Genomic DNA, 20,543 nt, shown 5'->3' with positions numbered 1-20,543 from the left:
GGCCGGAGCTCCTCGACGAGCCGCAGCGACGGTGTGCGGCGCGGTCGGCTTCGCGCCCGCCAGCGGTCCCTCGCGAGCCGCTCCGCCGAGCGGGTCTTGCGCCGAGCACCGGCGTCGACGGTCGGCGAACGCCTCGCGGGCGCGCCAGGCCGCGACCGCTCGCGCGCTCGACCATCGCGCCCATGCTGCCCGGCATGGGCGACGACACCTGCGCCATCACCTTGAAGGTGAACGGGTCCACGCTGCGCCTTCAGGTCGCGCCCTGGACCACCCTGCTCGACCTGCTGCGCGAGCGCCTCGGCCTCACCGGCAGCAAGAAGGGCTGCGACCACGGCCAGTGCGGCGCCTGCACGGTGCTCGTCGACGGCGTCCGCATCAACAGCTGCCTCAGCCTCGCGGTGATGCGCGACGGCGCCAGCGTCACCACGATCGAGGGCCTGGCCGAGGGCGACGCCCTGCACCCGCTGCAGCAGGCGTTCATCGAGAACGACGCGTTTCAGTGCGGCTACTGCACGCCGGGCCAGATCTGCTCGGCCGTCGGTCTGCTCGCCGAGGGCCACGCGCGCAGCGACGACCAGATCCGCGAGCTCATGAGCGGCAACCTGTGCCGCTGCGGCGCCTACCCCAACATCGTCGCCGCGATCGGCCAGGCCATGCGGCCGCGGAGGGACGCGTGAACCGGTTCGGCTACACCCGCGCGAGCGACGTCGGCGAGGCCGTGCACGCGGCCGCCAATGGCGACGCGGCCCAATTCATCGCCGGCGGGACCAACCTCGTCGACCTCATGAAGGAGCGGATCGCCGCGCCGAGCCGGCTCATCGACATCACCCGCCTGCCGCTGCGCGCCGTGAAGTCATTGCCGGACGGCGGCCTCGAGATCGGCGCGCTCGTCAGCAACAGCGAGGTCGCCTCCCACCCCGAGGTCGTGTCTCGCTATCCGCTGCTGTCACAGGCGATCCTCGCCGGCGCCTCGCCGCAGCTGCGCAACATGGCCAGCACCGGCGGCAACCTGCTGCAGCGCACCCGCTGCTATTACTTCTACGACGCCGCCCTGCCCTGCAACAAGCGCGCGCCCGGCAGCGGCTGTCCGGCGCGCGACGGCGTCAACCGGATCCACGCGATCCTCGGCGCCAGCGAGCATTGCATCGCGGTCCACCCTTCGGACATGTGCGTCGCCCTGGCCGCGCTCGCGGCCACGGTGCACGTCACCGGCCCCGCCGGCGCGCGCGCGATCGAGTTCGCCGAGTTCCACCGCCTGCCCGGCGACGCGCCCGAGCGCGACACCACCTTGCAGCCGGGCGAGCTCGTCACCGCCGTCGCGCTGCCGCGCGAGGGCTTCGCCGCCCACTCGACCTACCTCAAGGTCCGCGATCGTCACTCCTACGCGTTCGCCCTGGTGTCGGTGGCCGTCGGCCTGCGGATGGTCGACGGCACGATCGGCGAGGCCCGCCTCGCGCTCGGCGGCGTCGCGCACAAGCCGTGGCGCGACCCGACGGCCGAGGCGCTGCTGCGCGGCCAGAAGCCCGACGACGCCCTGTTCGCCGCCGTCGGCGAGCACCTCGTGCGCGACGCTCGCGGCTGCGGCCACAACGACTTCAAGATCGCCCTCGTCCGCCGCGCGGTGGTCCGCGCGCTGCAACAGGCGGTCGCCGGAGGGCCACGCGCATGACCACGGGAAAGACCGGCGAGCCACACGATCGCGTCGACGGCCGGGCCAAGGTCACTGGCCAGGCCCGCTACGCCGGCGAGTTCACGGCCCCCGACCTCGTGCACGGCTTCGTCGTCGGCAGCGCGATCGCCCGCGGCAAGATCGTCCGCATCGACGCCGCCGAGGCGCTCGCGCTGCCCGGCGTGCTGCAGGTATACACCCACGAGAACACCCCGCGGCTGGCCTGGCGCGACCGCAGCTGGCGCGACATGGTCGCCCCCGGCGGCTCCCCGCTGCGCCCGCTGCACGACGCCGAGATCCGGTTCAGCGGCCAGCCCGTCGCGCTCGTGATCGCCGAGAGCTTCGAGCTCGCGCGCGAGGCCGCCGGGCTCGTCAAGGTCGACTACGAGGCCGCGCCGCACGAGACTCGCCTCGCCGAGGTCGAGTCCGAGGCGCACGAGCCGGCCCGCGGCAAGAAGGGCTACACCCCGCCCCCGAAGCCGCGCGGGCGCGCCGACGAGGCCCTCGCGGCCGCCCCCGTGCGCGTCGAGGCGACCTACGAGCACCCGCCGCTGCACCACAACCCGATGGAGCCGCACGCCACCACCGTGATCGTCGAGGCCGACGGCAGCCTGACGATCCACGACAAGACCCAGGGCGTGAGCAACAGCCGCGACTACGTGTGCAAGGTGTTCGGCCTGGCGAGCGACCAGGTCCGCGTCGTCACCCCGTTCGTCGGCGGCGGCTTCGGCTCGGGCCTGCGTCCGCAATATCAATTGTTCCTCGCGGTCCTGGCCGCCCGCGAGCTGCGGCGCTCGGTCCGGGTGGTGCTGAGCCGCCAGCAGATGTTCACGATCGGCTACCGGCCGTGGACGCGCCAGCGCGTGGCCCTCGGCGCCGAGCGGGACGGCCGGCTGTGCGCGCTGATCCACGAGGCCGTCGGCAACACCTCGCGCTTCGAGGATTACTGCGAGAACGTGGTGCCCTGGTCCGGCGTGCTCTACGAGTGCCCGAACACGCGGCTCGAGTACGGCGTGGCCGCGCTCGATCTCTACACGCCGATCGACGCCCGCGCGCCCGGGGCCGTCACCGGCCTGTGGGCGCTCGAGTCGGCGATCGACGAGCTGGCCGACGCCCTGGACATCGACCCGCTGGCGCTGCGGCTCAAGAACTACGCCGAGGAGGATCAAGATCACCGGCGCCCGTTCTCGAGCAAGGCCCTGCGCGACTGCTACCGCGAGGGCGCGGCGCGGTTCGGCTGGCACCGGCGCACCCTCGCCGCCCGCTCGATGCGGGAGGGCGCGCTGCAGATCGGCTGGGGCATGGCCACCGGCATCTGGGAGGCGCAGCAGGCCCCCTCGCAGGCCAAGGCGCTGCTGACCGTCGACGGCCGGCTGCACGTCGCCAGCGCCAGCGGCGAGATCGGCCCCGGCACTTACACGATCATGTCGCAGATCGCCGCCGAGCAGCTCGGCTTACCGCTCGCCGCGGTCCGCTTCGAGCTCGGCGACACCGCGTTGCCGCCGGCGATGATCCAGGGCGGCTCGGCCACCGCCTCCTCGGTCGGCTCCGCCGTGCTCGCGGTGTGTCGCGCGCTGCAGCACACCCTCTTGAAGCTGGCGCAGGCCCTGCCCGACTCGCCCTTCGGCGGACGCACGCTCGCGGACGTCGAGTTCGTCGACCGCGGCCTGCGCCTGCGCAGCGGCGTCGCCCCGGCCGTGCCGCTCGCCGCGATCATGCGCCACGCCGGCCTCGGCAGCATCGCCGAGCAGGCCACCGCGATCCCCGACCTCGCCCGCCAATCACGCTACACCAGCAACGCCCACTCCGCGGTGTTCGTCGAAGTCGCCGTCGACGAGGCGCTCGGCACCGTGACGGTGAGACGAGTCGTCAGCGCGGTCGCGGGCGGGCGGATCTTGAACCCCAAGACCGCGCGCAGCCAGATCCTCGGCGGCGTGGTGTGGGGCATCGGCATGGCGCTCGAGGAGCACAGCATGCTCGACCACGGCCTCGGCCGCTTCGTCAATCACAACCTCGGCGAGTACCACGTGCCCGTCCACGCCGACGTGCCCGCGATCGACGTCGTGTTCGTCGAGGAGCGCGACGACGTCGTCAACCCGCTCGGCGTCAAGGGCCTCGGCGAGATCGGGATCGTCGGCGTCGCGGCCGCGATCGCCAACGCCGTGTTTCACGCGACCGGCCGGCGGATCCGCGAGCTCCCGATCACCCTCGACAAGCTGCTGTGATTTTTGGCCGCTCGTCCGACGCCAGCGAACCTCACCCCGGCCGCTCGGCCGTCTCTCGCCGTGCTCCGCGGCTCTCTGCCTGCCGGAGCTCGCGCTCGAGGAAGTAGTTCAGCAGCGTCCGCAGGACCACGATCGCAGCCAGCTGGCCGATCACCGCCAGCGACGGCACCACCGCGGTCTTGAGGATGTCGGCCGCCAGCTCGAACTCCAGCGCCAGCGCCAGCGACTTGCCGAGCTGCAGCCGGATCTCGTCCTGATAGGTGTCGTGCGCCGAGGCGCGGCGCGGCAGGTGCGGTATGAAGCGGGCCAGCGCCCGCAGCACCGCGACCGCGATCACCAGAGCCCCGCACAGCTCGGCGAAGAACGTCATGTACTGGACGACGGACGCCAGCACCATCTCCGTGGCGCACGCGCCCGGGATCGCGTTCTCGCAGGTCTCGCGGGCGGGCGCGACGGCTGCCGGTTCGGCCGCCGCGTGCTCCTCGATGCGCACGGTGAGAGGGCACGCGCACAGCAGCAGCGGAGCGAGACGGAGGAGACGCACCACCGGGGAACCATGATCGACGGCGCCGGCCTGGCGCGGCCGCAGCGTCATCCCGCCCGCGCGCCCGATCGCTGCGCGACGGACCGCCCCGACGAGCCCGCCGGCGCAGTTTGCGGCCCCCCTTCTCGCCTCGGCGAGCGTGCTCGGCCGCGCGACCGACCTCGGGCTTGCGAAGCTCGTGATTGCCGCGCGGCGCGAGCCAACGTGATGGCATCACGACGCGCAGGGAGCCTATTCTCCGCGACCCCTGCCGGCGATCGCCGCCTCCCCGTCGCCGAACGACGGGCGAGTCAATCGCTGTCCGACGAGGAGACGCCTGCACCTCGCCCGCTCTCTCGTCGCTCGAAGCGCGCCGAAGGAGCCCGCGCAATAGCGACGCACCGGCGACCTCCAAGCAGGCCGGCCTCGCGTCATGAGCATCCGGGGATCTCCGCTTCACCGCGACGCCCGGTTCGTGGTGTCTTCGCGCCGGCATGGAACGCCGCCTCAAGTCCCCCCCGAGCAAGCTGGCGAAGCTCGAGCCGGCGATCGCCGCCGTCCTCCCGGGCGGTCTGCCGCGCGACGTCGCCCGCTTCTACGCCAAGAGCGACGGCCTGAAGCTGTCCTGGAACGGCGAAGAGGCCGTCCTCGTCGGCCTCGCCGAGATGTTCGGCGGGCTCAAGAAGGGCTCGTTCCGCGAGCACCGCGTCGTCAAGAAGGCCGACGTGGACGAGCTCGAGTGGGCGGACCTCCCCTTCTACGAGCAGTTCTTCAACGAGCACGGGGATTACTACGACAAGAAGTCGATCGATCAGCTCAACCTCCGCATGCGGCTCAAGCTGCTCGCCAGCGTCGCCGGCGAGTCGAACGAGCTCGCCATCGACTACTTCGCCGACGAGCCGACGATCTACCTCGTGCACCGCGCCGACGCGGCGTACCCGCTGAAGGGCCTCGGCTTCGCCGACTTCGTCGCGTGGTTCTCGAAGTTCGGCACGTGGCGCTGGTACTTCGCCTTCCTCGACAAGAAGGCCGAGGCGAGCCTCAACATCGATCTGCGCGCAGAGCTCGAGCGCGCCTTCGAGGACGTCCCGGCGGAAGAGTGGGCCCCTCTCCTCGCGCGCCTGCCGAAGAAGAAGGCGCCCGGCCCCGTGCGCCCGCAGGTGCAAGCCGCCGCCAGCGAGCAGCCGGTCGTCCGCCCGTCCTTCCCGCCGCTGAAGCAACCGCCCGTGGTCCTCGAGGAGGAGTACCCGCGCCGCGTCGCGTTCAGCCCCGACGGCCAGCGCCTCGCGGTGTGGGGCGCCAACTACGAGCTCTTCGTCTACGACGTGGGCCGACGCGCGCGGCTGTGGAAGCAGAAGCACGCGGCGGCGATGGACCTGTCCCCGGACGGCCAGACCATCGCGGTGCTCGAGCGATCGCGGGAAAGCGAGCCCGCCGATCGGCTCGTCCTGCGCTCGAGCGTGACGGGCAAGCCGCTCCAGCGCGAGCCGTGGCGGCCGGGTCGCACGCTCACGGCTTTGGCCTGCGTGGGCGGCCGGGTCGTCGTCGCCGACGCCGCCGACACCCTGCACGTCCTCGACCTCGCCACGCAACGCGCCTCGAAGACCGTGCCCCGAGTGAAGAACGTGCGCCGGCTCGGCGCCGCCGGCGACCGGTTGCTCGCCCACGTCCAGGCTTACGACGCGGGCAGCATGATGCTCACCGGCCCGTCCGCGGTGAAGCTCTTCGATCTCGAGACGGGCGCCGTCGTCACGAGCTGGACCGGCGCCTCCGCGTTCGCTGCCACCGCGGACGGCGCGCTCGTGGCTCTCGGCTCGCTCGGCAAGCGGACGCTCGTGCGCATCGTCGAGCTCGAGTCCGGTCGCGTCCTCCACGAGCTCCAGGGCGGCGCCATTCACCCGGACGAGACCCCCGACGCCGGCTTCCACCTCGCGTTCTCGCCCGACGGCGCGCGCCTCGTCGTCAGCGAGCGCGTGTACGATCCGGCCAGCAAGACCGTGACGAGCACCGTGAGCCTCCACGACGCGAAGCAGGGCGCGCTCCGCGAGCGCGTCGACCTCGGACGGGACCCCGAGCGCCCGCGCATCACCATCGACGCCGAGGGGCTCGCCCTCTCGGTCGACGGCGTGCTCTGCGTCGCCGCCGACGCCTACGGCCTCCGCCTCTGGCAGGTCTGACGGCCGCGTCGGCGCTCAATCGCGGAGCTCGACCGCCGTCGCCGCGGAGCCGGCACGCTTCAGGAAGGTGCCCGGCGTCAGCCCGACGAGCTCGCGGAAGTCGGTGATGAGGTGCGCCTGGTCGTAGTAGCCCGCGTCCGCGGCGATGCGCGCCCAGTCCCGCGACGTCGCCGCCATCCGCACCGCGCGTCGCAGGCGGACGGTCCGCGCGAAGTCCTTCGGGCCGATGCCGACGCACTCCGTGAAGCTGCGACGAAGATGCCGCGCCGTGACGCCGAGCTGCTCCGCCACGCGCTCCACCCGGGCCTCGCCGCCCTCGAACAAGTGAACCGCGCGACGCGCCAGCCGTGCCGACGACGTCTCGAAGCTGTCGCGCGAGCGCAGCGCGAGCGCGCGGGACACCCGCTCGAGCACCTCCGGCAGGCTCCGCGTCGCCAGCAGCGCATCGCAGAGCTCGCTGCCCGGGCGACCCCAGATGTCTTCCAGCGGCACGACCCGATCCGTCAGCGCGTTCGCTGCCACGCCGAGGAGCGCCGAGGACCAGCCGGGCTTGAACTGCAGGACGATCGCTTGCGCGACACCGCCGCCGTCCTTGAACAGCGCCCGCATGCGCGGGCCGACCACGCACACGTCGCCGCTGCGGCCCTCCTCGAGCACGCGGAACACCATCGTCGTCCTGCCGTCGGGCAGCCGCTCGTAACGCGCGCGTCCGGCACTCGGCACGAGCACGAGCACGTCCTCGAGGAAGCGCGAGAGCGGAGACGTCGCGGCGGGGGCGCTCAGCGGGTGCAGCACCCACCGACTGTCGCGCGCCCGCGGCGATCGTTCAAGCCGGCGCGGTCGTGATCGCTCCGGAAATGTCCGGTCCTTCCAATCGGGCGTCGACGGCCGGAGCTACCAAGGAGGTCGAAGGGAATCCACACCATGACCGATCCCACTCCCGCAGCGCGCCCCACCCAGGTCCTCTCGATCTGCCCCATCGTGCTCCCGGCCCCCGGCCGCCCGGTGGAGCTCCAGCTGCGCGTCTCGGCGCCCGTGACCGGCGACGCGCTCCCCATCCTCCTGCTCTCGCACGGCCACGGCCCCTCCAACTTTCTCTCCTCCCTGAACGGCTACGCGCCCCTCGCCCACTACTTCGCGGCTCACGGCTTCGTCGTGATCCAGCCCACCCACCTCGACTCGAAGACCCTGCCCTTCCGCGGCTCCGATCACCCGGATGCGCCGCTCTTCTGGCGCGCGCGCGCCGAGGACATGAGGCGGATCCTCGACCAGCTCGACACGCTCGAGCGCGCCGCGCCAGCGATCGCCGGGCGCGTGGATCGCAGCAAGGTCGCCGTCCTCGGCCACTCGATGGGCGGGCACACCGCGAGCGTGCTGCTCGGCGCGCGGCACCGAGATCCGCGCGACGGCAGCGAGGTGAGCCTCGCGGAGCCACGGATCCGCGCGGGCGTGCTGCTCGCCGCGCCCGGCCGAGGCGACGCCCTCAGCCAGTACGCGGCCGAGCACTACCCCTTCTTCTCGACCATCGACTTCTCCACGATGACGACGCCCGCGCTCGTCGTCGCCGGCGACAAGGACGGGTCGTCCCACCTGACGACCGCAGGCCCCGCCTGGCACGCGGATCCCTACGTCCTCGCGCCTGGCCCCAAGTCCCTGCTGACCCTGTTCGACGCCGGGCACGGCCTCGGCGGCGTCTCGGGCTACGACGCCGCCGAGACCACCGACGAGAACCCCGACCGCGTCGCCGTCGTCCAGCGCCTCTCGGCGGCCTTCCTCCGCACGCAGCTCTATCCCGGAGACCCCGCGTGGCAGGACGCCCGGAATGCGCTGACCGGCGCCGCCGACCCGCTCGGACGGGTCGAATCCAAATGAGCGCAGGGACGGTCGCCTCAATAGTCTTCGCAGACGCCGTTGGCGCACACGCGGATGAGCTGCCAGCCCGAGCTGCAGAGATACGTCTCCGAGCGCGTGTGCGCCTTGTTCCACGTGGTCACGGTCTCGCCCTCGTTGCTGGCGGTGCAGGCCTTGGTGGGCTGGGCCGCGAGCGCGGTGTTGGCGATGACGATGCCGGCTGCGAAGGACAGAATGAATGCAAGCTTCTTCATGGTCGGTTCCTCGTGCCTGATCGATGGATCGGCGTCAGCTCGTGCGCGCCGTGAGCAATGCTCACAGTCGCACCCACGAGCGTATGCGGCGAGTGTACGCGTCGCGAGTCGCCGCGTCGTCGCAACGGTGCGAGGCGCGTTCGCACCGCTGCGACTGTCCCAGCGCGCGCCGCTCACCGCTCGCTGACGACCCGCGCGCGTCGACCTCGCCTCGCCCGCCTCGTCACCGTGGTTGCTCGCCGGACGGCATCCACCGGCCTGCTGCGCCGCGGTGAGCTACCAGCGACTGGGGACCGCCGAGCCGATCGTCGCATGGAGCTCGTGGCGCGCGCACGACCGCAGCCCGCCGGCGACGAGCGCGGCCGCCTCGACGCCCATCGGCGGCACGACGAGCACGTCCGGGAGCCGTTCGCGGAGCTTCAGCACCGTCTCGGCGCCGCCCTCGACCGTGCAGCCGCGGCCGAGGTCGAGCAGCTTCAGGCGGGTCGTCACCGGCGAGGCGAGCAGCGCCGCGAAGTCGTCGCGGGCGAACGCCACGCCCGAGAGCGTGAGGTGCTCGAGCTCGATGTCGTCGCGCTCGAACAGCGCGGCGATCCGGCCGAACGTCGCCAGCTCGGATCTCGCCGTCCATATCGTTCAGCCGGATCCGCGCCGCCACCAGCGACGGCATCACGCTGGTCGCCAGCACCTCCCGCGCGACCGCGGCCGGGAAGGCGCCGTGCTCGAGCCACAGCTCGCGCAATCGCGGCGCACGGAGCGGGACGAGCTGCGAGCCGTCGCCGACGAGAACCAGGCGCTCGAGCGTCTCCAGCGTCGCGGCGAGCCCGGCCGCCGTCCCCAGGTGCGCGTCGATCGAGCGGTCCGAGTAGCCGCCGAAGTCAGGCTGCGCAGCGCCGGCAAGGGTCGCCCGGCCAGGGCCTCGAACCACGGGCGATAGTCGTCCCGCAGCGCATCGGCGGTCATCCAGTGCTCGATCCACAGCTCGCGGGTCGCGTCGAGCTCGGGTCGCGCCAGCAGCGACGGCAAGTCGACCTCGTCGGCGAAGGTGCAATTGAGGTGCATCTCCCGCCAGCCGTCCTGCTCGTCGATGATCTCGGACCACGAATGGTCGGTGTCTGTCGTCATGGCGCCCCTCGGTCCAGACGATACCCGGCGACCCCCAGCCGCGACATCGAGAGCTCACCGAGGTCCGCTCGGCGCCTCCGCCTCTGCCGGGCTCACTCCTCGAGCTTGAAGAGCTGCCAGACCGGCACCCCGACGTGGCCCATGTCGCCGATCGTGATCCGCGTCGCTCGCACGTAGCCCGACTTCAGGCCGTCGCAGAAAGCGCCGCCAGGGATGACCTCGTAGACGTTGTTCGCGACGTAGCCGTAGCCGAAGCCCATCCCGCTGCCGCTCGCGAACTTCTCGATCGTGCACACCAAATCTTGCAGGGCCTGGTCCGAATACAACTCGAGCTCGGCGAACGCGACGTACTCCCCCGCCAGCGCCGCGCCTTCGGCCAGGCACGGCGCCTCGATCGGCGCGGTGGCCACGTCGAGCTCGAGGTCGAACGCCCCATCTCTGTGCTGGTACACGATCGCCGGCGAGTCCGGCAGACCGGTCAGCAGATAGCGCTGCCCCTCCTCGACGCGGAGCGCGACGCCGCCGCTGAGGTTGAGGATCTCGTGGCTGCCCGTGAAGGTCGCGATGCAGTAGCCCTCGAGCTCGACGCTGACCTGTCCGTTGTTGCTGTCGGCTCCACCCTCGCCGCCTTCGCAGGCCGCGAGCGCGAGGGCACATACGAGCGTTTTGAGTCCACGCATGGGGTCTCTCCTCGGAGGGACCCTCAGAGTGCACCGCCCGCGCGACACGGCTGAAGGTCCACGGGTGCGGGTCCTCGCGGCGCGGGCGACCGCGCCACCGGACTCGACCGTTGCCCGCGGCGTCAGAGCTTGATCGCCCACAGCTTGGCGCTGGCTTTCGGCAGGAACAGCACCACACCCCAGTCGTCGATGTAGGTCAGGTCGTACGACAGCGCGGGCGCGGGCATCGTCGAGACCGGGCGCTGGTCTCGCTCGGCCGTCAGCACATACGGATCCTCCTGCGTGCCGGTGCCGCTCGCGGGCTCGAGATCGAGGCGGAAGAACGCGTCGCGGTCGGCGTCGACGCTGTAGTTCCAGAGGTTCAGCCGGGTCCCGTCGTAGAAGACGGGCACGCTCTCCTGCGTCGGCGCGCCGTCGGGCCAGCTCGGCAGATCGCCGGTGAGCGTCAGGTGTTCGACCGCGAGCGTCGCCTTGTCGATGCGCCAGCCGCGAGTCGAGGTCTTCACGTCGTCGGCGACCGTCGGCGTGAACAGATACACGTGCGGGCCGCCGACCACGATCGACGAGCTGCCGTTCACGTCCCACGGGGCGTTCACCACCTCTTCGATCGTGTGCGTCCTCGGTTCGATCACCAGCACGCGCGTGCGCCAGTTCAGGCCGGCGTCGCCGGAGACGAGGGTCGTCCACGCCTTGCCCGTCTCCGGATCGTTGGCGGTGTGCGTGCCCGACTGCAGCACCGCCTCGCCGTAGTTCGGGTCGAACTTGACGAGCTGCGGTCCGTACGTGTCCTTGTCGAGGTAGGTCCACGTCCCGTTCACCACGTCCGCGTCGCGCACGGGGCCGTAGTGGAGGACCAGCTTGCCGTCGACGAAGCTCATCGCCGAATAGGTGTGACTCGCCTGGGCCGCGGCGAACGGCGCCGCGAAGGGCGTATCGGCGGGGTCCGTCAGCGTCTCCGCGGACTGGAAGAACCCGTTCGACGCGCCGGACGGATAGACGATGGGCGAGTTCGGCGCGACATAAGCAGGCGGATACGCGGAGGGCGGCGTCGGCGGCACCGCGATGCTGTACTTCAGGGTCTTTGCATCGAGCTTGAAGACGGCGTTGATGCTGCTGTCCGAGTGGCCGCCGCCGAACATGTAGAACGCCTTGCCCGCGTGATCGAAGATCGGGTTGCAGTACGCGTCGCGCACCGCGCCGACGGGCGACGAGCCGAGGTAGCCGGTCGCGGGCTCGAGGTTCGCCGCGGCCCACGGCTCGAACGGCTCGGAAGCCGTGAGCTCGAACCAGCCGCCGCCCTCGGGCACCTCCGAGACCCAGTCGGGCGCGGAGTCTTCGCCCGTCGTGGTGGGCGAGGACGTGCTCGAGTCGCTCGTGCTCGTGCTCGTGCTCGTGCTCGTGCCGTCGCTCGTCGTGGTGGGCGAAGACGAGATCGAGCTGCTCGAGCTCGTGTCGCCTCCTCCCGTCGTCGAGGACGCCGTCGTGCCGCCTCCGCCCGTCTCGGTGCTCGTGCCTGCCTCGCTGCCGCATGCGGCGAGCAGCGCAACGGCCCATACCATCCCCATCCCCAGCAAATGTCTCATCGGTCTTCGCTCTCCAGCAGCGGCGGGACTTATACCCGATCCCGTCGACGACTCGAGCCACGTCGAAATGGAAGCAAGCGCCCCGCGCGATGTCGCGAGGGGCTGCAACGCTCCCCCAAGCATCACGCGCAGCGTGCGCGACACACTCGAGGGACCCGCGGTGCATGCAATGCTGTCCCCCCATTGCCCCGGGCGACTATCAGCAACAGCGAGTATCACCCGCCGATCCTTTGCCCCGCCGCGCCCCGGGTCCGTGATAGGCTCCCGCGCATGCGCAGCCTACTTATGCTCCTCGCCAACGCCAGCGCCCTGGCCCTCGCGTGTGGTCCTTCGACCTCGACCAGCGAATCCACCACCGACGGCGGCACCCAGACCACCACCGACGGCACCACCGATCCCGGCGAGACCACGACCACCACCACCCTCACCCCGACCTCCACGACCACGCTCGACGAGCCGACCACGACGTCCACCACGACCGTCGATCCGCCGCTGCCCGCGTGCGACGTCCAGGTCTTCCCGGGCGACCACGCCGCCGCCGTCTGTCCCTCCGGCCCGTGCCCGATCTCCGGCGACGTCGAGCTTCGCTGCGGCGACTCCGAATTCGGCAGCCCTGGCGTCCGCGTCGCTCCCACGCCCGACGTCACCTGGGTCGCCACCTCGAGCAGCTCCGACAGCATGCTCTTCCGTGTCACGACCGACTCGGCCCAGCGAGTCACGCTGCCTGCTCGCTTCGCGCGGAGCACGATTCACCTCGCCGCCGGCCCCGGCGGCGACCTGCACGTCGCGGCCGAGGTCCAGGGCATGCTCGACCCCGGCGACGCCGACATCGCCTACGTCGCCGAGGCTCGAGATTGGGCCGAGGAGACCGCCCACGTGGGCATCGCCGGCGAGCCGCTGGCCGGGTTCCAGGTCCTCCCCGACGGCCGGCCGCACATCTGGCACTTCGGCGAGGGGCCCGAGGATTTCCGCGAGCTCGTCCGCGACGACCAGGGCGCGTGGACCAGCACGTCCGTCGCCTTCCCGACCGGCGGCTATGGCACGCCCAAGTTCGGGCGCGACGCGCAGGGGCGCCTCCTCGCCGCCGACATGCGCAAGGAAGACACCCTGTACTGGCTCGACGTCGAGGTCGACGGCGCCCTGCAGCGCCTCGGCAAGAACTTCAACTCGTCGAGCGGGCAGCACTACTTCCTCGTCCCGAGCGCGCAGCCGACCCCGCCGGTCGGGGCTCCGTTCGCCGCGCTCATCCAGGACGACGCGCTCCTCGAGGTCGCCTGGCCGATCGACGACGAGACCAGCGCCGCCGCCCAGATCCCCGGCTTCGGTCTGCTCGAGAGCATGTGCGAAGGTTCGGTGTCGCCCGACGACGACGACAATTGCCCGGCGTCGTGCATCGCCACGGCCACCGGCTTCGAGGACCACACCGCCACGCTCGCCCGCACGCCGGACGGCCTCGCCTGGGCCGTCGTGGTCACCACCCAGCTCGACACCACCTACGAGTACACGCTCGAATGTGAGGAGCGCTTCGGCTGCTTCTGCCAGCCCTCGGTGGTCAGCGACGCCACCGCCTCGACGCTGCACGTGTTCCGCGTGACCATGGACGGCGCCGACCCGGTCGAGGTCCTCACGCTGCCCATCCCCCGGCTGGCGACGTCCGACGCCTGGTCGGAGTTCGGCGACACCCTCGTCGCCACGCACGCGCAGGCGTATGGCGACTCGCTGGCGGTCGGCCTGCGCCTGCACGGCGCCCTCCCGGGCGAGATCGTCGTCCGCGCCCTCCGCATCGAGCTCGACGCCCTCGCGCCTTGAGGCGCGCGGGACCTCCACGCGTCACGCGGCAGAGGCCCCGGCTCAGCGAGGGCGCGGCCTCAGCAGGCCACCTCCCACAGGTGGCCGTCGGCGTCGTGGAAATAGACGCGGCCTTCACCGCCGAGGAGGTCGTCGGTCCTGTGATTGCGGGTGTCGTCGTGATCGTTGCCGAACGCGACCCCCCCGCGCGCAGGCGGTCGACGATCGCCCCGAAGCGAGCGGCGTCGACGCGGAAGGCGACGTGCGAGAAGCGCGGCTCGCTCGCCGGCGAGAACAGGACGAACACGCCGTGGTCGAGGTCGATGCGGCGCATGTCGTCGTCCTCGCCCTCGGGCACCGGTTGCGCGAGGCCGAGGAGGTCGGCCAAAAATCGCGCCGAGGCGGCGACGTCGCGCGCCTCGACGGCCAGGTGATCGAGCTGAATCATCGCGGTTCTCCTCCGGACGGGTCGGCGTCGAGCTCGGTCAGGGCTCGTTCGAGCGCCGCGACGAGCCGCTGCTGCGCGGCGGGCGACAGGGCCGCCGCGCCGGCCGAGAACTCCTGCGAGCGGACCGCCTGCAGCTCGCGGAGGAACCGCCGGGCCTTCGGCGTGACCGCGATCGTCTTGCGGCGGCGATCGGCCGGGTCTTCGATGCGCCGGAGCATGCCGAGCCGCGCCAGCCGCTCGAGCATCTGGCTGATCGAGGGCAGCGACAGGTTCATCGTCGCCGCCAGGCTAGTGGGGGTGCTGCCGGGTCGGGTCAGCGCGTGGTGCATGAGGATCGCCTGGTCGACGGTGACCGACGACTGGGTCAGGAACGCCAGCGCGCGCCCGCGGGGATGGGCGACCCGGTTCATGAACGCCTCGAGCACCTCTCCCAGGCGGGCGTTGACCGGATCGTCGGGGCTGCGGCTCATGGTTTGCTTCGCCACATGGTTCATCCGCATGAACCATTTGTCAAGGCGAAGGAATCGCGACGACGCCGGGCCCCTGCGCGCCGGCGGCCGCGACCGCCGGGCCGACGGACTCAGCGCATTTCCACCGCGACGCCGCGGACGAACAGGGCGGCGAGGACCGCCGCGTTGTCCCCGAACGTCAGCACGGCCGGGTTCGTCCCCTCGGCGAACGCCGTGCGCAACAGGGCGAACGAGCCGAGCGCGGGCATGTCGAGCAGGGGCCGCAGATCGAGCGTCTGGGGGTCGCCGAGGAGACGGAGCGTGGCCAGCTCCGGCAGCGCGCGCAGCCAGGCGAGGTCGGCGACGTTCTCGGCGTGCACCAGCTCCAGCGTCCGCAGCCCGCGCACCGCGGCCAGCGGGGACAGGTCGAGAGGCACGCGGCAGTCCAGCGACGCCGCGGTCAGGCGGGCGCAACGCGCCACGACCGCGAGGTCGACCTGGCGGTGCACCGCGACGAACAGCTCCGCGAGCGCGGGCAAGCGATCGAGGCCGGACAGGTCGGTGACGTCGAACTCGTCGCTCTCGCCATCGAAATGCGGCCAGATCACGAACACCAGGTCCGCAGTCGGGTCCGTGGGCAAGCGCGTCACCTTCGCCAGCATCGCCGCGTCGACCGGCGTGTCGTCGATGTACGCCGCGATGTCCTCGTTGAATCGCTGGCCGTCCGCCGACCACGCGTCGTAGGGCTCGCCGCGCACCGCCGGGTACGCCGCCTCGGCGGTGATCGGCTCGACCTCACCGGCGTCGATCAATTGCTGCAATACCATGAGGCGCACGATCCGGTCGGGCATCCATTCGCGGAGCACGTTCGTCCCGGCGCGCGGGCCCGACTCGGACGGGGTCGTCATCGCCGCGATATACCACGGCGACCGGACCGCGCCGTGCGGGGCCTAGCCCGCGCGCGAGTACGACTTGCCGAGTTGCCGCAGAGCGTATTCGACGCCGGCCTGGAGCGTCCCGCAGGTCACGATGCCCGTCAGCGGATCGCCGAAAGCCATCAGGTCCCGGGCGACCTCGGGGCGCACGCCGCTCAGGATCGGGAGCACGCCGAGCAGCCGCAGCGCCTGGGCGGTGCTGGTGAGGAGCGCGGCGGCGCGGACATCGAGCGAAGGGACGCCGGTGATGTCGATGATCGTGACTCGCGCGGCCGACGACCCCTGCAGCGCCACCTCGAGGATCCGCGCGCGGCGGGTCTCGTCGAGCGTGCCGATCAGGGGCATGACCAGGATGTCGTCGGTGATCGGGATCAGCGGCGCGCTCCGCTCGGCCAGCGCGGCCTGCAGGCGATCGACGATCACCATGTTCTCCAGCAACAGCGCCGCGTTACGCGAGAGGATCTGGTAGATCCGCTGCTCACGTGGGCCGAGCGGCACCTCGCAGCTCCACTGGATCGAGAACACGCCGACGACGCGGCTGCGCAGGGTCAGCGCGATCAGCAGCGCCGCCTTGATGCCGGCGGCCGCCCAGCGGTCGCGCAGGGCCTGATCGATGCGCGGGTCGGTCGCGGCAGCTCCGACGAGCACCGGCACGCCCGGCTGCTCGAGCCAGACTTGCGAGAACGGCATGTCACGGAGGCGGTAGCGGTCGCCGACGTGGGACCGCGCCGGCCGCACCGCCGCAGGCCGGACCACCGCCACCGAGAGCCACTCCGGCTCGTCGTCGGCGTCGTGGTCGACGGTGCAGAGCACGATCTCGGCCTCGTCGCGCCGCGGCGCCGGCAGGAGGAATGCCTGCAGGGTGGCCTCGCGGGCCGTCGCCGCGTTCAACTGCTCGGTCACTGCCAGGAGGACGGACCAATCATCCGCCAGCGCCGTCACCGACGCGTCCTCGGGGCCACTCGAAGGCTCGTCCATGCCGGGGCCAGGATACCCCATCGACAGAAAATGTTTTCCTGAATGCGCCCCGAGGCACGACGCGCTCATCGGCCCCTGCAGGCGCCCGCGAGCGGAAGGAGGTCGATATCGTTCCCGCAGCGCCGGCAGACGTCGCCTGCGTCCGCGCGAAGAACCCATTGCGCACACAGCGCCTCGAGCGCGGGCGTCGACTGCGCTGACCCGTCAGCCAGCGCGGGACTTCGGCGTGTTCTCGCATGCGGAGGGCGCTGCGCTCGCGGAGTCATTCCACTCCTCGCTCGGCCTGATGCTCGCCGGCTCGCTGCTGGTGATGTTCGTGCTCGGCGAAGCGGCAGTCGCGGAGCGACATTGGTTATTGGGCATCTTCGCGGCCATCGCTGCGATCGGCGCGGCCTCTCTGGCGAAACTCGGGCTGCGGCTCGCCCGGCGACGAACACCGGCGCCGCTCGAGTCGAGCGCCGGCGCGGCTGCCTTCGTGACCGAAACGAGTCGATCGATCGGCGCGCGCTCGCGACGGAATCGTCGTGATCGGCCCCGACGTCGCAGCATTCGTACCGGCGATCCGGTGGCGCCGACTTGGCGTCCCCGTCGCGAGACGATCACGCCGTCGTGACGAGGTGCCGCCGGGCCGTGACGGACATGTCACCGCATTCATGCCCGAGAGTCCCTAGGATGCGGCGCGGGCCTGTCCGGCCCGATGGTCGCGGCATCCCATGCATCACACTCGCTGCATTCCTGTTCTGTCCCTCGTTGCGAGCGGCGCGCTCGCGTTCATGTCACACGGCTGCGAAGACGGCGGCGACGATGCCGTGTTCGCGCGCGTCGGCGGGCCGGTGAGCGTCAGCTTCCAGGACGGCCAGGCGCCGACCAGCAGCTACGCCGGCACTCGCGACACCATGCTCGACGGCGACTCGCCCACCGCCAAGAACGACGCGGACACCAGCCTCTCGGTCGAGGCGGACACCGAGGTCCTGGCGCTGCTGTCGTGGGACCTGAGCGCCGCGATCCCGACCACCGCGGTCGTCGAGTCGGTGAGCATCACCCTCGAGATCTCCGACAAGAGCCCGGAGACCTTCTCGCTGTACGAGGCCAGGCGCGCGTGGAACGAGGCCAACGCGACCTGGAAGGCGTGGAACACCGGCAGCAGCTGGCAGACGGCGGGCGGCTACGGCGTGAACGACCGCGGGACCGTCGCGCTCGCCTCGTTCTCCGCGGCCGACACCGGCCCCGTCACGTTCTCGCTCAACGCCGCCGGGGTCGCGCTCGTGCAGCAGTGGGTGGCCAGCCCGGGCAGCAACCGCGGCTTCTTCCTCGACGGCGCGGGTACCAGCAATCGGCTCGAGTTCCGCGCCAGCGAGTACGGCACCAAGGCCAAGCGGCCCAAGCTGAGCGTGACCTGGCACGAGGCCGACGAGGGCGGCACCACCGGTGACGGCGGCGGCGAGGTCGTGCTCGACCCGACGCCCGGCAACTACAAGCAGAGCTGCGACGGTTCGTTCGGCGTCGCCCTCGACGGCGCCTACTTCCTCGACGGCAACGACGAGAACCAGGGCCTGCGAGTCTACCGGCGCGGTGCCGACGCCAACGCCGCCAAGACCATCGACGTGTCGGCCAGCATCGGCCTGTCGAGCTCCGACGAGGCCGACCTCGAGGACGCGGCGCGGATCGGCGACCGGATCTACGTCGTCAGCTCGCACGGGCGCGACAAGAGCGGCAACCTCGAGCGCATGCGCTACCGCTTCTTCGCCGTCGACGTCGCCGGGACCGCGCCGAACGTGTCGCTGACGGGCGCAGGCTACACCTCGAAGCTGCTCGACGACATGGTCAAGAGCAGCAACTGGCTGACGCCGAACGCGAGCGTGATCGCGACGCTCGCCACCGCGGCCAACCTGAGCAAGGCCACCGACGCCAACCTCGCGCCCAAGGTGAACGGCGCCAACATCGAGGGCCTCGCCTGGCTGCCGACGGCGCAGCGCCCCAAGCCATTGGTGCTCGGCTTCCGCAACCCGCTGCAAGGCACCGACGCGATCCTGGTCACCCTGCTCAACGCCGACGCGGTGCTCGGCGGCGCCGTCGCGCAGTTCGGCGAGGCGATCCTGCTCGACCTCGGCGGCCTGCGCGTGCGCGGGATGGCGTGGTCGCCGGTGCACGCGGCGATGTTGATCCTCGGCGGACCGAAGGACGGCGCCGCCGGGCCGTACCGCCTCTACAAGTGGAGCGGCGTCGCCGGCCAGGCGCCGGTGCTGGTCCAGAACATCACCTCGTTCCCGAGCGACTCGGGGCCGGAGAGCATCGTCGTGTACCCCGACACCCACGACGTGCAGATCGTCTTCGACCAGGGCGAACACCTGATCGACGGCACGATCTGCAAGGACAGGTCGCTGTCCAGTCAGTTCTTCAGCGACGTCATCGTCCACGTCCCGTGAGTCGCCGCCGGCGAGGCGCCCCAGGCCGACGCCTCGCCGAAGCTCTACTCATTGACGTCCGACGAGACCCTGTCGTCGGTGCGGTCGCCCCTGGCCGCGTCCTGCTTGTCGTCGGCCTTGTCGAACAGCGCGCCGGTTGCGCTCGGATGTCGCCTCTTTCGCGGCAGTTACCGGGCTCAGGCTCGCTATGTCCGACCGAGCGACTGCGGACCCAGTCCTATGAACAATGATGGCTTCGATGCACGGAGCGCGCCGCCATGAATCGACGGGGCCCTGATCCTGCGCCGGCGAACTCGCGAATCGATCGAGGCGCGCGCCGGACCGCGCGGATGATCGCCGTACTCGACGCGCGTGGCGGTGCTCCGTTCACAGCGAGTTCAGCCCCGTTCTCGAGGTCGCGCAGCCGCGAGCTCCAATCGGCCCGCGCTTCGCCGACCGGACGGGTCGGACGCGCGCCCGCCCCACACGCTGCGCCCCTCACCGGGCTCTCCGTCGCGGTCCCGATCGTTTGCGCCGGCACAGGCGTCCCGCCGAAGAGCACGCACGTTCCGGCTCGCCTGCCGGCCGAGCCCGGCACCCGTTCCACGCGCGGCCCCGGCTCCCCGCGCCATGCGCCGGGAGATCGACCCGAGGCTATACTCCCGGCATGAACTTGAACCTCGCTTCTCGACTGCTCTCTGCGGCTGCCTTCGCCGCGCTGCTCTCCCTCGCGTGCGGCCCGAACAAGGGCGGCAGCGACACCGGCGACACCGGCGATTCGACGGGCACCTCGACCGACGCGCCGGAGTGCACCCCCGGCGACACGAAATTCGGCGAGGGCGACTGCTCGGCCTGCGAATGCTCGGCCGAGGGCACCTGGCAGTGCAACCGCTGCAATCCGACCACCGGCTCCGACGTGACGAACGGCGGGTCGACGAGCGCCGATTCGACGAGCGCCGATGTCACGAGCGCCGATGCCACGAGCGTCGGGTCGACCGATGTGGACACCGGCTCCACGACCACCGGCGACGGCTCCACGACCACCGGCGACACCGGTGGCCAGGCTCTGCCGAACTGCACCGACCTCGGCGAGGGCGACATGTTCGCCATCGACGCGGCGAAGGTCGTCGGCGACGAGCTCGTGCTCGACGTCGGCTACAGCGGCGGGTGCACGATGCATGAATTCACCCTGTGCTTCGCCGGGATCGTGCTCGACACCGACATCCTGCTGGTCCGCGTCCACCACGACGCCATGGGCGACGCATGCGAGGCGTTCATCACGGAGCAGCGCATCGTCGTTCTGACGCCCCTGCAGCAGTTCGCGCCCTCGCCGGTCAACTTCGAGCTCGACGGCTGGCCGGGGCTGCTGCAGTACGTCTATTGAGGACCGGCCTCGCTCGATATTCGCGGTGCGCGACTCGATGCGAACGCCTTTGCTCTGAAGCGCCGCCGC

19 protein-coding genes are annotated in these 20,543 nt (G+C 71.4%); 9 read left to right on the top strand and 10 right to left on the bottom strand.

Annotated elements, in window-relative coordinates; all coding sequences use genetic code 11:
* The first annotated feature begins 182 nt into the window (after positions 1-182).
* From OV079_RS05935 to OV079_RS05925, 3 genes are read left to right on the top strand one after another with little or no spacing between them, the layout of a single operon-like run.
* The gene (locus OV079_RS05935) at positions 183-677 is read left to right on the top strand and encodes a (2Fe-2S)-binding protein (protein WP_276602612.1); all 495 of its coding nucleotides are present in this window, start codon (positions 183-185) and stop codon (positions 675-677) included.
* Positions 674-1,669, top strand: a complete 996-nt coding sequence (locus OV079_RS05930) for an FAD binding domain-containing protein (protein ID WP_267766742.1) — start codon at positions 674-676, stop codon at positions 1,667-1,669. Before OV079_RS05935 ends, OV079_RS05930 begins: the two co-directional genes overlap by 4 nt.
* Entirely contained in the window at positions 1,666-3,894 is a 2,229-nt protein-coding gene (locus OV079_RS05925) for a xanthine dehydrogenase family protein molybdopterin-binding subunit (protein ID WP_267766741.1), read from the top strand. The genes OV079_RS05930 and OV079_RS05925 overlap by 4 nt, the downstream gene beginning before the upstream one ends.
* Before the next feature lie 31 nt (positions 3,895-3,925).
* On the opposite strand, the gene OV079_RS05920 is transcribed toward OV079_RS05925, so the two are convergent.
* Positions 3,926-4,438 carry a DUF1622 domain-containing protein gene (locus OV079_RS05920; RefSeq protein WP_267766740.1) on the bottom strand — a complete coding sequence of 171 codons (513 nt, stop codon included), beginning with the start codon at positions 4,436-4,438 and terminating at the stop codon, positions 3,926-3,928.
* Positions 4,439-4,911: 473 nt separating this feature from the next.
* Between OV079_RS05920 and OV079_RS05915 the strand changes: the two genes are divergently transcribed.
* Positions 4,912-6,594 carry a WD40 repeat domain-containing protein gene (locus tag OV079_RS05915; RefSeq protein WP_267766739.1) on the top strand — a complete coding sequence of 561 codons (1,683 nt, stop codon included), beginning with the start codon at positions 4,912-4,914 and terminating at the stop codon, positions 6,592-6,594.
* A 15-nt stretch (positions 6,595-6,609) separates the two neighbouring features.
* Here OV079_RS05915 and OV079_RS05910 read toward each other — a convergent pair whose 3' ends face one another.
* Positions 6,610-7,389 carry a helix-turn-helix domain-containing protein gene (locus OV079_RS05910; protein ID WP_267766738.1) on the bottom strand — a complete coding sequence of 260 codons (780 nt, stop codon included), beginning with the start codon at positions 7,387-7,389 and terminating at the stop codon, positions 6,610-6,612.
* Between the two features lie 129 nt (positions 7,390-7,518).
* Between OV079_RS05910 and OV079_RS05905 the strand changes: the two genes are divergently transcribed.
* Complete coding sequence (locus OV079_RS05905; protein WP_267766737.1) at positions 7,519-8,466, top strand: alpha/beta hydrolase family protein; 948 nt, start codon at positions 7,519-7,521, stop codon at positions 8,464-8,466.
* Positions 8,467-8,483: 17 nt separating this feature from the next.
* Here OV079_RS05905 and OV079_RS05900 read toward each other — a convergent pair whose 3' ends face one another.
* From OV079_RS05900 to OV079_RS05880, 5 genes are all read right to left on the bottom strand, one after another.
* Entirely contained in the window at positions 8,484-8,699 is a 216-nt protein-coding gene (locus OV079_RS05900; RefSeq protein WP_267766736.1) for a hypothetical protein, read from the bottom strand.
* 276 nt (positions 8,700-8,975) lie between these two features.
* Positions 8,976-9,236 carry a hypothetical protein gene (locus tag OV079_RS05895; protein WP_267766735.1) on the bottom strand — a complete coding sequence of 87 codons (261 nt, stop codon included), beginning with the start codon at positions 9,234-9,236 and terminating at the stop codon, positions 8,976-8,978.
* 132 nt (positions 9,237-9,368) lie between these two features.
* A complete protein-coding gene (locus OV079_RS05890; RefSeq protein ID WP_267766734.1) occupies positions 9,369-9,824 on the bottom strand; it encodes a hypothetical protein in 456 nt (151 codons plus the stop codon).
* Positions 9,825-9,916: 92 nt separating this feature from the next.
* Positions 9,917-10,504: a hypothetical protein gene (locus OV079_RS05885; protein WP_267766733.1), complete on the bottom strand. Its 588-nt coding sequence runs from the start codon at positions 10,502-10,504 to the stop codon at positions 9,917-9,919.
* Positions 10,505-10,626: 122 nt separating this feature from the next.
* Positions 10,627-12,063, bottom strand: a complete 1,437-nt coding sequence (locus OV079_RS05880) for a hypothetical protein (protein ID WP_267766732.1) — start codon at positions 12,061-12,063, stop codon at positions 10,627-10,629.
* A 294-nt stretch (positions 12,064-12,357) separates the two neighbouring features.
* Here OV079_RS05880 and OV079_RS05875 point away from each other — a divergent pair, with 294 nt between their 5' ends.
* Complete coding sequence (locus OV079_RS05875; RefSeq protein WP_267766731.1) at positions 12,358-13,896, top strand: hypothetical protein; 1,539 nt, start codon at positions 12,358-12,360, stop codon at positions 13,894-13,896.
* 423 nt (positions 13,897-14,319) lie between these two features.
* Here the strand turns inward: OV079_RS05875 and OV079_RS05870 are convergent, their stop codons facing one another.
* From OV079_RS05870 to OV079_RS05860, 3 genes are all read right to left on the bottom strand, one after another.
* A complete protein-coding gene (locus OV079_RS05870; RefSeq protein WP_267766729.1) occupies positions 14,320-14,808 on the bottom strand; it encodes a MarR family winged helix-turn-helix transcriptional regulator in 489 nt (162 codons plus the stop codon).
* Between the two features lie 95 nt (positions 14,809-14,903).
* Positions 14,904-15,680 (bottom strand): DUF6892 domain-containing protein, encoded by a 777-nt coding sequence (locus tag OV079_RS05865; protein WP_267766728.1) that lies wholly within the window; start codon positions 15,678-15,680, stop codon positions 14,904-14,906.
* 42 nt (positions 15,681-15,722) lie between these two features.
* Complete coding sequence (locus tag OV079_RS05860) at positions 15,723-16,685, bottom strand: STAS domain-containing protein (protein WP_267766727.1); 963 nt, start codon at positions 16,683-16,685, stop codon at positions 15,723-15,725.
* Positions 16,686-16,911: 226 nt separating this feature from the next.
* Here OV079_RS05860 and OV079_RS05855 point away from each other — a divergent pair, with 226 nt between their 5' ends.
* The 3 genes from OV079_RS05855 to OV079_RS05845 all read left to right on the top strand — a co-directional run bounded on the left by OV079_RS05855 (position 16,912) and on the right by OV079_RS05845 (position 20,474).
* Entirely contained in the window at positions 16,912-17,298 is a 387-nt protein-coding gene (locus tag OV079_RS05855) for a hypothetical protein (RefSeq protein WP_267766726.1), read from the top strand.
* Between the two features lie 196 nt (positions 17,299-17,494).
* Complete coding sequence (locus OV079_RS05850) at positions 17,495-19,111, top strand: DUF3616 domain-containing protein (protein ID WP_267766725.1); 1,617 nt, start codon at positions 17,495-17,497, stop codon at positions 19,109-19,111.
* A 646-nt stretch (positions 19,112-19,757) separates the two neighbouring features.
* Positions 19,758-20,474: a hypothetical protein gene (locus OV079_RS05845; protein ID WP_267766724.1), complete on the top strand. Its 717-nt coding sequence runs from the start codon at positions 19,758-19,760 to the stop codon at positions 20,472-20,474.
* Positions 20,475-20,543: the final 69 nt, after the last annotated feature.

Source organism: Nannocystis pusilla (genome assembly GCF_026626665.1).
Taxonomy (GTDB): Bacteria; Myxococcota_A; Polyangia; order Nannocystales; family Nannocystaceae; genus Nannocystis; species Nannocystis pusilla.
Note: the sequence above shows the minus strand (reverse complement) of the source record. Positions and strands in the feature narration are given on the sequence as shown.

What these genes read in the sequence shown, in the direction of transcription:
- OV079_RS05935 (WP_276602612.1), top strand. Translation starts at nt 183, where the DNA reads ATGCTGCCCGGCATGGGCGACGACACCTGCGCCATCACCTTGAAGGTG.
- OV079_RS05925 (WP_267766741.1), top strand. Translation starts at nt 1,666, where the DNA reads ATGACCACGGGAAAGACCGGCGAGCCACACGATCGCGTCGACGGCCGG.
- OV079_RS05915 (WP_267766739.1), top strand. Translation starts at nt 4,912, where the DNA reads ATGGAACGCCGCCTCAAGTCCCCCCCGAGCAAGCTGGCGAAGCTCGAG.
- OV079_RS05905 (WP_267766737.1), top strand. Translation starts at nt 7,519, where the DNA reads ATGACCGATCCCACTCCCGCAGCGCGCCCCACCCAGGTCCTCTCGATC.
- OV079_RS05900 (WP_267766736.1), bottom strand. Translation starts at nt 8,699, where the DNA reads ATGAAGAAGCTTGCATTCATTCTGTCCTTCGCAGCCGGCATCGTCATC.
- OV079_RS05890 (WP_267766734.1), bottom strand. Translation starts at nt 9,824, where the DNA reads ATGACGACAGACACCGACCATTCGTGGTCCGAGATCATCGACGAGCAG.
- OV079_RS05885 (WP_267766733.1), bottom strand. Translation starts at nt 10,504, where the DNA reads ATGCGTGGACTCAAAACGCTCGTATGTGCCCTCGCGCTCGCGGCCTGC.
- OV079_RS05880 (WP_267766732.1), bottom strand. Translation starts at nt 12,063, where the DNA reads ATGGTATGGGCCGTTGCGCTGCTCGCCGCATGCGGCAGCGAGGCAGGC.
- OV079_RS05875 (WP_267766731.1), top strand. Translation starts at nt 12,358, where the DNA reads ATGCGCAGCCTACTTATGCTCCTCGCCAACGCCAGCGCCCTGGCCCTC.
- OV079_RS05865 (WP_267766728.1), bottom strand. Translation starts at nt 15,680, where the DNA reads ATGACGACCCCGTCCGAGTCGGGCCCGCGCGCCGGGACGAACGTGCTC.
- OV079_RS05860 (WP_267766727.1), bottom strand. Translation starts at nt 16,685, where the DNA reads ATGGACGAGCCTTCGAGTGGCCCCGAGGACGCGTCGGTGACGGCGCTG.
- OV079_RS05845 (WP_267766724.1), top strand. Translation starts at nt 19,758, where the DNA reads ATGAACTTGAACCTCGCTTCTCGACTGCTCTCTGCGGCTGCCTTCGCC.